Below are 12,725 nucleotides of genomic sequence, written 5' to 3'. Positions count from 1 at the left end.
GTGGACGACAGGGAAGGTCGGGGGCACCGCCCGACTTCCGCCACTCTAGAGATCGTAGGCAATGAATGTGGCGCGCAAAACGCCTGCAAAAGCGACAATCACCGGTCCGCCGTAACGTTTTTCCCGACTTCGACGCCACCCCACGCGCGTAGTGGCGGGTTGACAGCCGCTGCGCCGTCGACATGCTGGACGGGTGAACCGGTTGACCAGGCCCGACGCGCGGACGCTCGCCGTCGTCGCGGCGGTCGCCGCGCTCTCCCTGCTGGTGACGCTGCTGGTGTGGCGGCGGCAGGATCTCCTCGGCGTGGTGCTGGCGCTGCTCTGCGTGCTGCTCGCGATCCTCGCCGCCGTGTCGGTGGCGGCGGCGCGCCAGCACGACGAACCGACGGCGGAGGACCCTCCGGCGGCCATTCCGCCGCCCCTGCCCGAGCCGTCCGGCGTGGACGCGGACACCCTCGACGCGTTGGACAGCCGGGACGCGCTGCGCGCGGTACGCGACCGTCGGCGCGGCCTGAACGGCGGCTGAGCGCCCGGGCTCTCCTCGCACCGCCGTCCTCCTCGGATCGAGAGCGGGTCGCCGGGGGGATGCGAAGCTCGCCGTCCCGGCGAGCACCGGGTCGAGGCGGGTCTGCCGGTGGGCGCGGAAGCTCAGTGCCTGGCGAGCGCCGGGCCGAGGGCGGCCTGCCGGTGGGTACGGAAGCTCAGTGCCCGGTGAGCGTCGGGCCGCCCAGCGCGTCGACGCCTCGCCCCGCCAGGCAGCGGAACGTCCGGTCGATGCTGCCGTCCACCGGCGGCAACACCTCGAGGTGCCAACCGGCCGTCGGATCGATCCGGCTGGTCAGCCGGAACGTGGTCGGGCCGCACACCTGCTGGACCACCGGGTCCGCGGTGATCTCCGGGTAGCCGGCGCCGACCAGGTGCACCGGGAGCACCCCTTCGGCGTACGCCTCCCAGGTGTGCGGGCCGTCGCAGGTCACCTGGGTCGCCTCGGCGCGGGTGCCGCGCACCCGTACCGGCCCGAAGCACTCCAGCCCGGTCGCGCACCGGGCCCCCTCGGGCAGCGTCTCCACGGTGGCCGCGTCGGTGCAGCCGGGCAGCCGTCCCTCGGTCGCCGGAGCGGCGGCCCGGCTCACCGACGGATCCGGCTTCCGCGCGCCGTCGGCGACCCAGGCGCCGGCGGCGGCCGAACCGGCCACGGCGAGCACCACGGCACCGCCGAGGAACCAGCGCCGACGCCAGCGCCGGCCGGCCGACTCGGCGGGGCTGGGGAGGGTGGGGTGGGCGTCCTCGGCCGGGTTACGGGGCAGCGGCTGACTCGTCGGGCCGGCGTACGGGCCGGAGCCGGTGAAGCCGCCCCTGCTCGGGATCCCCGGGACGGGCGCGCCGCTGACCGGGGTGGCGGCGGGCTCGATGGGGAGCGCGGCGAGCAGCCCGAGCAGCTCGGCGGCGGAGGGGCGATCGGCCGGATCGTTCGCCATCCCGGCGCGCAGCACGTCGATCAGTGCTTCCGGAACACCGGGCAGCCCGGGAATCGGCTGGTTGAACATCTCCAGCACGGTGACCAGGCTCGGGTTGCGCTCGGCCTGCCAGCGCGGCGGCCGGCCGTGCATGACGGCGTAGAGGGTGGCGCAGAGCGCGTAGACGTCGACGGCCGGCGAGGGCGGGCTGTGGTTGAACATCTCGGGCGGCGCGTACGCGGGCGTCAGCACCTCGAGCGTGACCGTCGGATCGCGCACCTCGGCCAGTACGGCCAGCCCGAAGTCGGCGAGCACGGCCGGGTTGAAGTGCGAGTAGAGGATGTTCGCCGGCTTGACGTCTCGGTGCAGCACCCCGGCCCCGTGCGAGTGGGCGAGCGCATCCGCGATCTTGATGCCCAGGTCGCGCGCCTCGGCCGCGCCGAGCGGGGAGTTGCGCATCCGCTCGGCGTACGAGCCGTCGCAGAGCTCCATGATCAGGTAGGGATGCTGGTCGACGGTGACGCCGACGTCGAAGAGATCGACCACGTGCGGGTGGGACGACATCCGGCCGGCGGCGCGCGCCTCGCGCAGGAACCGGGCCTGGTCCCGCTCGCTGTCGAGCGTCCGATTCTCCACCTTGACCGCGACCTCGCGGCCCACGGAGATCTGGGTGGCCCGGTAGACCGTGGCGTAGCCCCCTCGGGCAAATACCCGCAAATCAGTCAGACCAGGCACGATGGGTGCCGGCAGACTGCCGGACGGGGTGTCGGTCACAGCTCGAAAATACCCAACCGTACTGACGGGTCAGCGGACCGCGTCGGCTGCTGGCGCCTCGCCGGCCGCCCCGGCATCGGCCCGGCCGCTCGGATCGGCCGCCCCGTCGCCACCTCGGGCCGACCCGACACCACGGTTCCGGCGGGCGTCCCACCACAGGCCGACGGCGGTCGCCAGGGCACCGGCGCCCTCCCAGGCCGCCACCCCGAAGAACCGGCCCGGCGCGATCTCGGCCAGCACCGCGATGCTGAAGACGGTGAAGGTGACGAGCCGGAAGAAGACCGTGAACCGGTAGAAGACCCGCCATTCGGTGGCGGTGGCGAGCAGGTAGTAGACGCCCATGTTGAACGAGGCCATCGAGGAGGCCATCAGGAACGTGCCGGTGTGGTCACCCGGGGCGCGGGTGGCGGGCACCTCGAAGCCGAGCGAGCGGAGCATCGCCTCCGGCCAGAGCAACCCCACCGCGCCCATGATCAACGCCAGCACGCCGAACACCGCGATCGTCCAGCCGGCAACCGAACGCGGCAGCCTCATGACGGCCCTCCCCCAAGCCGGTACGGCCGCCACTGTGGACCGCCGCGTGAACCTGACACGCTATCCGCTGCCCGGCCCCCGGTACATCAGCAGAACCGGCACAACCCCCGGCTGCGGCGTCCGGCCCACCGGCGAGCGAGATCAGTCGGCGGCCAGGCGGGCCCGGAGCGCCTCGGCACCGCGCCGCTCACTGCGCTGCTCGGTGCCGTACGCCAGCCGGACCGCCTCCTCCGCGCCGGCCAGCGCCTCGGCGGTACGGCCGGTCGCGGCGAACGTCTCCGCCTGCACCATCGCCCCGATCACCTGGCCGCGGACGTCCTCGGCCGGCGCCGCCGCCGCCCGGCAGGCCCAGTCGAGCGCCTGCTCCGGCTGCCCGTGGGCGAGCAGCGCCGAGGCGTACCGGGCGAGCGTCTGCCGGCGGGAGATGAGCAACGAGGGGGTACTCCCGGCGGCGGTGGCCACCGGGGCGAGCAGCCCCACCGCGGTCGCCGAGTCGCCGATCGCGAGGCGGGCCGTGGCCAGCAGCACCCGGGGCGCGACCTGCGCCGGCGCCTGCGGGTTGTTCGGCTCGACAGTGGTCAGCACCGTCCGGGCGTCCCGCTCCGCCGCCGCCACGTCGCCCAACTCCAGCGCCACGAAACCGCGCAGCGTGCCGGCCATCCCGGTCAACAGCGGGTGCGCCGTGCGCTCGGCGTACCCCAGCGCGTCGGTGAGCAGGTCGGCGGCGTGCGCCGGCTCGCCCAGCCCGCGCGCCACCACACCCCGCACCACCAGGGCGAATCCGCACCCCCACTCGTCGGAGGCGGCGTCGAAGTCCCGGTAGGCCCGCCGGGCCTCCCGGTCCGCCTCGGCCAGATCACCCAGCTCCGCGCTGGCGAAGGCCTCGACCGCTCGTAGCGTCCCGACCGCCCACGCCTCCCCCACCCGCTCGCCGAACGGCAGGAAGACCCGCGCCAGGCGGTCCGCCTCCCGCAGCCGACCGGCCAGCAGTCGGGCGAACGCCGTGGTGCCGCGCAGCCAGGCCCGGCCGTACGGGTCCTTCAACTCGGCGAAGAGCCGCGCGGCGCGGTTCAGGACCGCGTCGGCGCCCGCGAAGTCACCCCGGGTGGTGGTGACCCAGGCGAGGTTCTGCAACGACCACGCCTGCCCGGGCCGGTCCTTCGCGGCGAGGCTCACCTGGTACGCGGCCGCCAACCGGCTGCTCGCCTGGCTGAGCCGCCCGGCCACGAAGTCGGCCATGCCCAGCCGGCGCATCGCGGAGGCCCGCAGCGTCGGCAGCTCGCCGGCGGTGGCGACCTGCAGGGCCTCCTGCCACGCCGCGACCGCCCGATGCTGGTCGCCGAGCGTCTGGTGCGCCTGCCCGGCGAGCAGGAGCGCGCTGGCCCGGGTCCCCTCGTCCCCCGCGTTGGCGGCGATCTTCTCGGCCGAGGCGAGCGCGTCGGCCGCCCGGCCGATCTGGAGCAGGGCGCGGGCGTGGACCACGAGATCCGCCGCGGGCACCGCCTCGTGGGCGAGCTCGACGGCGCGTTCGGCGTACTCGACGGCGAGGGCCGGCTCCCCCGCGGTGAGGGACCGGCGGGCGGCCCGGCCGAGCGCGGCGACCCCGAGCGGCACCACCGCGCGGGCCGGCGCGTCGGGACGCAGCTTCACCGCGTCGGCGAGCGCCGCGGTCCGCTCGACGTGGGCGGCGACGAACTCGTCCCGGTCGATGTCGGTGAAGACGCCGGACGGCTTGGCCGCCAGCTCGTCCCCGTCCGCGCCGGGCGCCGCCCAGCGGGCCAGGGCGGCGTGCCGCTCGGCCAGCTCGGCCTTGCTGATCCCGGCGTACGCGGCCTCCCGCATCAGCGGGGTGGCGAACGTGTACCCGGCCCGGGTGCGGTGCAGCATGCGCCGTTGCAGCAGCTCGTCGACGGCTCGTTCGAGCTCGACCGCGACCACGGCGGCGGGCCGCCCGTCCAGCCCGGCGCGCTGCTCGCGCAGCGCCTCCAGGGCCCCGGCGGGGACCGTGTCACCGACCACCGCGGCATCCCGCAGCACCGACCGGGCCTCCGGCGGCAACGCGTCGAGCCGGGCCGCCAGCACGGCGGCGAGGTCCCGGGAGAGCAGCCGGCTGCTCAGCGAGCCGGGCACCAGCCGCCAGGCCACGCTCGGCGTGCCGGCGCGGCCGGCGACCGCGGTGAGCGCGCCCCGCTCCCGCAGCAGGGTGACCAGCTCCGCCAGGTAGAACGGGTTGCCCTGAGCCGTGGCGAGCAGCCGGTCGGTATCCGCCTGCGGCAGCTTCCCGCCGCTCAGATAGCTGGTCAACAGCCGGGCCGCGTCGGCGCCGCGCAGCGGCGGCAGGGCGTGCACCTCGGCGTCGGCGACCCGGGTCAACGCACCCGCGGTGCGGACCAGCTCGGGGCGGCCGAGCAGCAGCACCAGCACCGGGCCGCTGAGCCGGGACAGGGCCAGCCCGAGCGCGCGGATGGTCTCCGCCGTGGCGTCGTGCAGGTCGTCGACGATGACCACCAGCGGCGCCTCACCGGCGAGCGCGCTGAGCAGGTCGGCGACCGCGTTCGGCACCGCCTCGGCGTCGGTGGGTGGCTGGGTGGCGGTCCACCCACCCTGGTCGGGAACCTCCGTGGTCAGCTCCGCGTAGCCGAGCAGGGCGAGGAGCTGGTCGGTCACGATCGGCGCGGGTTCGGCGCCGCGGCCCAGTCGCTGGCCGAGCCGGCGCAGCCGCTCCTCGACCGCCGGGCGGGTCAGCGCGGTGGACTGATCGTTGGGCAAGCCGACCGCGGCCCGGACCAGGTCGGCCAGCGGGGCGAGCCGCCGCCGCTCGCCGAACGCCGCACAGCGCACCGAGAGCACCCGGGCGCCGGTGTGCGCGGCGTACCGGCCGGCGCCCACGTCGTACCCGGCGGCCAGGCGCTCCACCTCGGCGGCGAACCGGGACTTGCCGATTCCCGCCTCGGCCGTCATGAGCAGCACCCGGGGCTCGCCGCGGTCGATCACCTCGGCGAGCCGGCCGGCGACCCGGCCGATCTCGGTCTCCCGCCCGACGAACGGGGCCTCGTCGCCCAGCCCGGAACGGGTGCCGGGCGCGTCCAGGAGGCCGAGCAGCTCGTACGCCTCGACCGGCTCGCGCTTGCCCTTGAGTCGCAGCGGGCGCAGCGCCCGCCAGGAGGCGACGTGCCGGGTGGCCGCGGAGGTGCGGGCGCCGGCGTAGACCGCGCCGACGGCGGCCGCGTCGGCCAGCCGGGCGGCAGTGTTCACGGTGTCGCCGATGACCGTGTACTCGATGGCGGCCTGGATGCCGGCGATGACGTCGCCGGTGTTCAGGCCGACCCGCAGGCCCAGCGGCGCGCCGCCGCCGCGCTCGTCGTCGAGCACCCGGCGGACCGCCCGCTGCATGGAGAGCGCGGCACGGACGGCGCGCTCGGCGTCGTCCTCGTGCGCCACGGGTGCGCCGAAGACAGCCATGATCCCGTCACCGGTCAGCTTGTCGACGTGCCCGCCGAAGGTCTTCACCGCACCGGCGAGGGCGGCGAGCACCCGGTCGGTGACCGCACCGACCCGCTCCGGGTCGAGATCCTCCGACCAGGAGGTGAAGTCGGAGAGGTCGCCGAAGAGCACCGTCACCACTCGGCGTTCGGCGGCCGGCAACGTCGCGGCCGCCGGCAGCGCGGCGCCGCAGTTGTGGCAGAACCGCGCGCCGGGGACGGCTACGGTTCCGCACACCGGGCAGGTCACGGCAGCTCCAACTCCGTGTCCCCGGTCACGCATTCCCGGGTCTCGGGCGCGAGGTACTCCAGCTGCGCGCGTACCGACCACTCGGCCGCCCACCAGAGGGAGCGGTCCAGGTCGGCGTAGACGGCGGCGACCACCTCGGCGGGGGTGGTGGCGCCGGCGGCGACCGCCGCCCGGACCTGGTCGAGCCGCGCCCGGCGGTGGGCCAGGTAGAAGTCGGCCGCCGCGCCGCAGTCGGCCAGCGCCGGGCCGTGCCCGGGCAGCGCCGGGACGCCGCGGTACGTCGAGAGCACCTCCAGGCTCGTCAGGTAGTCACCGAGGTGCCCGTCCGGATGGGCCACCACGGTGGTGCCCCGGCCCAGGATGGTGTCGCCGGTGAGCACCACCCGCTCGTCGCCGCGCTCGACCAGGAAGCAGACGGAGTCGCTCGTGTGACCGGGGGCCGGGACGACCCGCACGCTCAACCCGGGAATCTCGAGGTCGGTGTCGGCGTCGAGCGGTCGGCCGTCGACGGTGTGCACGGGGTCGACCGCGCGTACCGGCACGCCGCCGAGCAGCTCGCTGAGCCTCGGCGCGCCCTCGGTGTGGTCCGGGTGGCCGTGGGTGATCAGCACCAGCGCGACCGGTCCGTGCGCGGCGATCGCGGCCAGGTGCGCCTCGTCGGCGGGGCCCGGGTCGACGACGACCGCGTGCTCCGCGCCGGGGGCGCGCAGCAGCCAGGTGTTGGTGCCGTCGAGCGTCATCGGCCCCGGGTTCGGGGCGCGAAGCAGCGTCACCCAGGTCGGCAGCTGGTCGGCGAGCGCCGCTGCCGGCGCGGTCACGTGCCCGGTCATGGCTGCGATCGTACGACCCCGCCCGCCCCACCCCACGATCTTGCGGCACACCGTAGAGGTTTCTGCCCGTTCACGACTTTCGTCACCGACGAGCCGCCGGTCGCGGGGCGGAGCGGGACCACTCGGGTCAGCTGACCTCGACGATGACCTCGACCTCGACCGGGGCGTCGAGGGGCAGCTCGGCCACGCCGACAGCGCTGCGCGCGTGCCGACCGGCCTCCCCGAAGACGGCGCCGAAGAGGTCGGACGCGCCGTTGATCACGGCGGGCTGGCCCGTGAAACCGGGAGCGGACGCCACGAAGCCCGTCAGCTTGACGATCTTCACGACGTTCTCCAGGCCGACCAGCGAGTCGATCGCGGCCAGCGCGTTGAGCGCGCAGCGCTCGGCGAGGTCCTTGGCCTGCTCGGCGGAGACGCCGGCCCCGACCTTGCCGGTGGCCAGCAACTTCCCCTCCGCCATCGGCAGCTGGCCGGAGACGTAGACGTGCGCGCCGGACTGCACCGCCGGCACGTAGCTGGCCACCGGCGGCACCACCTCGGGCAGCTCGTAGCCGAGTTCGGCGAGCTTCGCGTGCGGCCCGTTGCTCATGCCGCCACCTCGCTCCGCGCGCTGAGCCGACTGATTCGCTCGCTGCGCTCGCTCATGCCTTCGGCCGCTTCAGGTAGGCGACCAGCTGGTCCGGGCTCATACCGGGCACCACGGCGACCAGTTCCCAGCCGTCCTCACCCCAGTTGTCGAGGATCTGCTTGGTCGCGTGGACCAGCAGGGGGACCGTGGCGTACTCCCACTTTTGCATCGGTGCAGGGCTCCCTCGAAACGCGGATCGTTCGAGGCACAGCCTACGGACCGGTGGTGGGCCGGGACGAGGGACGCTGCTCGGGCGCGGCGGGCAGCTCCCCGCAGGGGCCGCCGTGCTCGTACCGCTGTGGGCAGCGGGAGCGGTCGGGCAGGAGGAGGTCGCAGAAGACCCGGTACCGGTTGTTCTGGTCGTCGGCGTTGGAGACGGTGGTCTCGCCCGCGTCGAGTTCGGGCAGGAAGCCCAGGGAGATCGCGATCCGGCCGGCGAGGGCGGTGGCCGAGGCCAGGTCGGGTACCCGGATCGGCAGGTGGATGACGTAGCCGGGCTCCTCGTCCTCCCGGCCCCGCTCCAGGGAGCGCTTCAGCGTCCGCACCACCTCGACCGGCTCCGCGATCGGCCGGTACGACCGCTCGTTGATCGGCAGGCTCCCGACCGGCCCGTCGCCCTCACCGGCGGGGCCGGTCCCGACCCGACGTGAGCGATCGTTCGCCGGGAACTGGGCTCGAGGGGTGTTGTCCGCGTCGTGCATGCACTTCCTCCGGGCGTCGTACCTGGTCAGATCCCTGCTCACCGGTCCGGACGGGACGCCCGGCCGGGTTCCCCCGCGCCGGGACGACCGTAGGTCCGGTGCCGGAGTCCCGCCAACAGGACGCGCGCGCCTCCCGCACCGCCAGTCACATATGCGACAGATGCCGTGTACCTGACAGACGCCGGCCACGCTCCCACCTGCAGCGGCCACCACGGGCGACACCGGCGGGGAGATCGACCGCTACCCTTCCGGTCGGACGGCGCACGATACGGCCGCCCTCGACTTCACGCTCGACGCCGGGTGGCGGCGGGCGCCGCACCCCCGGGGGAAGAGATGAGCCAGCCACCCAGCGACGACGCGAGCGGAGCTCCGGCCGTGCCGCAGGCGCACCCCGGCGCCGGGCAGCCGCTCACCCCGGCGGAGCAGCCGGTCTCGCCGGCGCCCTCCGCCGGCCCGGGTGGCCCGGCGGATCTCGACGCTCCGTCCGCCCAGCCGCCGCTGCCCGGGCAGCCCACCACCGCCGCCGGCCCCCAGCCCGGCCAGCCCGGCTTCGTGGCCGGCCAGCCCGGCTTCGTGGCCGGCCAGCCCGGCTTCGTGACCGGCCAGCCGGCGACGCCGGGCGGACCCGGAGCGGGTCCGGCGGGCTACCCGGGCGGCCAGCCCGGGGTCCCCACCGGCTACCCGCCGGCCGCGCCGGGCTTCCCGCCACCCGCCCCGCCGAAGAAGAAGAAGCGTGGCGTGCTGATCGCGGCGATCGCGCTGGCGGTGGTCCTGGTGCTCTGCGTCGGCGGCGGCGTCGCCGCGTTCCTCACCCTGCGCAACGTGGAGACCGGCGAGGGGGCGAACGAGCCGGCGACGGCGGTGGACCAGTTCCTCACCGCTGTCTACAAGGAGCAGGACGCGACGAAGGCGGCGAGCCTGGTCTGTGCCTCTGCCCGCGACGACGACAAGATCGCGGCGAAGGTGGCAGAGGTGGAGAAGTACGCCTCCGCCTACCAGAACCCCCGCTTCCGGTGGAGCGCCCCGAAGGTGGACAACCGGAACGCCGACCGGGCCACCGTCTCGGCCAAGGTGACGATGACGACCTCCGACGAGAAGGTCGCCGAGCAGGAACTGCGCTTCACCGTGGTGCAGAAGACGGGTTGGTGGGTCTGCGAGGTCGCCTGACCGCCACGGCTGGATAGGCTCGACGGGTGCGAGCAGCTGATCAGCAGGCCGACCCGGCCGGTGTCGAGTGGCCGGCCCGCCTGCACGTGGTTACCGGCAAGGGCGGCACCGGCAAGACCAGCGTGGCGGCGGCCCTGGCCCTGGCCCTCGCGGCCGGCGGGCGACGAACCCTGCTGATCGAGGTCGAGGGGCGGCAGGGCATCGCCCAGCTCTTCGGCACCGACCCACTGCCCTACGAGGAGCGGCACCTCGCCGACGCGCCGGGCGGTGGTGAGGTCCGGGCCCTGGCGGTGGACGCCGAGGAGGCGCTGCTCGAATACCTGGACATGTTCTACCGGCTCGGCGCGGCCGGTCGGGCGCTGCGCAAGTTCGGCGCGATCGACTTCGCCACCACCATCGCTCCCGGGCTGCGCGACGTGCTGCTGACCGGGAAGGCGAAGGAGGCGACCACCCGCACCGTCGACCAGCGCCGGGTCTACGACGCCGTGGTGCTGGACGCCCCGCCGACCGGACGGATCGGCCGGTTCCTCAACGTGACGGCGGAGACCGCCCGGCTGGCGAAGGTCGGCCCGATCAAGACGCAGAGCGAGGGGGTCGCGGCGCTGCTGCGCTCGCCGATCACCGCGGTGCACGTGGTCACCCTGCTCGAGGAGATGCCGGTCCAGGAGACCGTGGACGCGGTCGCCGACCTCACCTCCTTCGGCTTCCCGGTGGGCCGGATCATCGTCAACGGCACCCGTCCGCCGCTGCCGACCGGCCGGGTGGTCAGCGCCGCCGAGCTGCGCCGGGGGCTGCTCGCCGCGGGACTGCCCGCCGACCGGGACGTCGTGGCTGGTCTCCACTCGGAGGCGCACGATCAGGTCATCCGCCGGGAGCTGGAGGACTCGCTCCGGGCCGACCTGGTCGAGTTGGGGCTCCCGATGATCGAGTTGCCGTTGCTGCCCGACGGGGTCGACCGGACCGGGCTCTCCGCCCTGGCAGAGGCCCTGCGCGGAGCCGATTGACTCACACCTGTCGTCGGCACGGGCGCACGGACCCGGTCGGCCCGATACGCTCGATTGGTGCCTTCTGCAGACGTGGCGCCACAGCTGGATGTCGACCAGGTCCTCGCTGATCCGGGCGTCCGGATCGTGGTGTGCTGCGGCTCCGGCGGGGTCGGTAAGACGACCACGGCCGCCGCGCTGGCACTGCGCGCCGCCGAGCAGCACGGCCGCCGTACGGTGGTGCTCACCATCGATCCGGCCCGCCGGCTGGCCCAGTCGCTCGGCCTCACCGAGCTGGACAACACCCCTCGTCAGGTGAAGGGGATCGACGTCGAGGCCAGCGGCGGCGAGCTGCACGCCATGATGCTCGACATGAAGCGGACCTTCGACGACGTGGTGCTCCAGCACACCGATCCGGCGAAGGCGGCGGAGATCTTCGCCAACCCCTTCTACCAGGCCATGAGTTCGACCTTCGCCGGCACGCAGGAGTACATGGCGATGGAGAAGCTGGGCCAGCTGCACGCCCGCGGTGAGTGGGACCTGATCGTGGTCGACACGCCGCCGTCCCGCTCGGCGCTGGACTTCCTGGACGCACCGGCCCGGCTCTCCCGCTTCCTCGACGGCCGGATGCTGCGGATGATGCTCGCCCCGGCGCGCAGCGGCGGCCGGAGCATGTTCAGCCTGGTCACCGCGTCGTTCGGGATGTTCTCCAAGGCCGTGCAGAAGGTGCTCGGCGCTCAGCTACTGACCGATCTCTCCGGCTTCGTGGCGGCGCTCGACTCGATGTTCGGCGGCTTCCGGCAGCGCGCCGAGCAGACGTACCGCATCCTCCAGGCCCGCGAGACGGCGTTCCTGCTGGTGGCGGCGCCGGAGCCGGACGCGGTCCGGGAGGCCGCCTACTTCGCCGGCCGGTTGCGTGAGGAGCGGATGCCGCTGGCCGGCCTGGTGCTCAACCGGGTGCACCGGCCGACGGTGCCGGCGCTGGACGCGGCCACCAGCCGGGCCGCGGCGGACCGGCTGGCCGAGCTGGGCGGGCACGAGGGTGCCGCCGAGGTGCTACGGGCGCACTCCGCGCTGGCCCGGCAGGCGGCTCGTGAGCAGCAGGTCGCCGCCCGGTTCACCGAGGCGTTCCCGCAGGTACCGACGGTGTCGGTGACAGCACAGCCCGCCGACGTGCACGACGTCGACGGGCTGCGAACGATCGGCGCGGCGATCAGCCGGTCGTGACCAGGTCCTTGCCGGCCTTCTCCTTGGCGTTCTTCTTCATGGCCGCCTCGAACATCTTGCGCCAGCTCGTGACCTGCGGGTGGCGGCGCAGCAGCGCCCGCCGTTCGCGTTCGGTCATGCCGCCCCACACTCCGAACTCGATCCGGTTGTCGAGCGCGTCTGCCAGGCACTCGTACCGAACTGGGCAGCTCCGGCAGATCCGCTTCGCGACGTTCTGTTCGGCGCCCTGTACGAACAGCGCGTCCGGGTCCCCGTTCTGACACGCCGCCAGCGACGGCCAGTCAGCAATCATGCCCATGCGTACACGTCCCCCCTTGCAGTACCTACCGACCTCGTTACGCGTCAGCCGGCAATCCCCCCGATCGCCCGCCCGGCCTTCCCCTAGGCGGCACGGACGACATGTGGCGCTGTCGCCGTCCACCATCATGCTCTGTAGTCACCCGATTACGCAACGTTGTCGGCCAAATCCATCATTCCGGACACTCCCGGCTTCCCGGGCCCTCGACCGCCGCTTACCCCGCCCCAGAACGTGAAAACGCTGCGAAGGCCCGACTCGAGCGGGAAGACTCGCGGCAGGTCACACGCAACCACACACCGGGGGTCATGCGTTTAGCACAACGAGGGCAGCGCGCGCAGGAAATGGGGAAAGAACGCCCCAGCGCCCCTCGTTCCCTACTCGCGTACCCTGTCGA

12 protein-coding genes are annotated in these 12,725 nt (G+C 74.2%); 4 read left to right on the top strand and 8 right to left on the bottom strand.

Annotated elements, in window-relative coordinates; all coding sequences use genetic code 11:
- Positions 1-202: 202 nt before the first annotated feature.
- Complete coding sequence (locus tag D7147_RS20315; RefSeq protein WP_147434680.1) at positions 203-526, top strand: hypothetical protein; 324 nt, start codon at positions 203-205, stop codon at positions 524-526.
- 175 nt (positions 527-701) lie between these two features.
- Here the strand turns inward: D7147_RS20315 and D7147_RS20310 are convergent, their stop codons facing one another.
- The 7 genes from D7147_RS20310 to D7147_RS20280 all read right to left on the bottom strand — a co-directional run bounded on the left by D7147_RS20310 (position 702) and on the right by D7147_RS20280 (position 8,656).
- The gene (locus D7147_RS20310; RefSeq protein ID WP_120680053.1) at positions 702-2,231 is read right to left on the bottom strand and encodes a serine/threonine-protein kinase; all 1,530 of its coding nucleotides are present in this window, start codon (positions 2,229-2,231) and stop codon (positions 702-704) included.
- A gap of 30 nt (positions 2,232-2,261) precedes the next feature.
- Positions 2,262-2,765: a hypothetical protein gene (locus tag D7147_RS20305; RefSeq protein WP_120680051.1), complete on the bottom strand. Its 504-nt coding sequence runs from the start codon at positions 2,763-2,765 to the stop codon at positions 2,262-2,264.
- A gap of 141 nt (positions 2,766-2,906) precedes the next feature.
- A complete protein-coding gene (locus D7147_RS20300; protein WP_120680049.1) occupies positions 2,907-6,497 on the bottom strand; it encodes an adenylate/guanylate cyclase domain-containing protein in 3,591 nt (1,196 codons plus the stop codon).
- Positions 6,494-7,327, bottom strand: coding sequence for an MBL fold metallo-hydrolase (locus tag D7147_RS20295; protein WP_120680047.1), 834 nt, complete (start codon positions 7,325-7,327; stop codon positions 6,494-6,496). The genes D7147_RS20300 and D7147_RS20295 overlap by 4 nt, the downstream gene beginning before the upstream one ends.
- Positions 7,328-7,454: 127 nt before the next feature.
- The gene (locus D7147_RS20290; RefSeq protein ID WP_120680045.1) at positions 7,455-7,916 is read right to left on the bottom strand and encodes a RidA family protein; all 462 of its coding nucleotides are present in this window, start codon (positions 7,914-7,916) and stop codon (positions 7,455-7,457) included.
- Between the two features lie 52 nt (positions 7,917-7,968).
- The gene (locus tag D7147_RS20285) at positions 7,969-8,124 is read right to left on the bottom strand and encodes a DUF4177 domain-containing protein (protein WP_120680043.1); all 156 of its coding nucleotides are present in this window, start codon (positions 8,122-8,124) and stop codon (positions 7,969-7,971) included.
- 43 nt (positions 8,125-8,167) lie between these two features.
- Positions 8,168-8,656, bottom strand: coding sequence for a hypothetical protein (locus tag D7147_RS20280; RefSeq protein ID WP_120680041.1), 489 nt, complete (start codon positions 8,654-8,656; stop codon positions 8,168-8,170).
- A gap of 573 nt (positions 8,657-9,229) precedes the next feature.
- On the opposite strand from D7147_RS20280, the gene D7147_RS20275 reads away from it, so the two are divergent.
- The 3 genes from D7147_RS20275 to D7147_RS20265 are packed head-to-tail and all read left to right on the top strand — an operon-like array spanning position 9,230 to position 12,033.
- Entirely contained in the window at positions 9,230-9,823 is a 594-nt protein-coding gene (locus D7147_RS20275) for an Rv0361 family membrane protein (protein ID WP_233563287.1), read from the top strand.
- Between the two features lie 26 nt (positions 9,824-9,849).
- A complete protein-coding gene (locus D7147_RS20270; RefSeq protein ID WP_120680039.1) occupies positions 9,850-10,827 on the top strand; it encodes an ArsA-related P-loop ATPase in 978 nt (325 codons plus the stop codon).
- Between the two features lie 54 nt (positions 10,828-10,881).
- Complete coding sequence (locus D7147_RS20265; RefSeq protein WP_199716652.1) at positions 10,882-12,033, top strand: ArsA family ATPase; 1,152 nt, start codon at positions 10,882-10,884, stop codon at positions 12,031-12,033.
- Here the strand turns inward: D7147_RS20265 and D7147_RS20260 are convergent.
- The gene (locus D7147_RS20260) at positions 12,020-12,331 is read right to left on the bottom strand and encodes a WhiB family transcriptional regulator (protein ID WP_120680036.1); all 312 of its coding nucleotides are present in this window, start codon (positions 12,329-12,331) and stop codon (positions 12,020-12,022) included. The genes D7147_RS20265 and D7147_RS20260 overlap by 14 nt on opposite strands.
- Between the last annotated feature and the right edge of the window lie 394 nt (positions 12,332-12,725).

The organism is Micromonospora musae (genome assembly GCF_003626545.1).
Lineage (GTDB): Bacteria > Actinomycetota > Actinomycetes > Mycobacteriales > Micromonosporaceae > Micromonospora > Micromonospora musae.
This window is presented reverse-complemented; position numbering and strand designations above follow the sequence as displayed.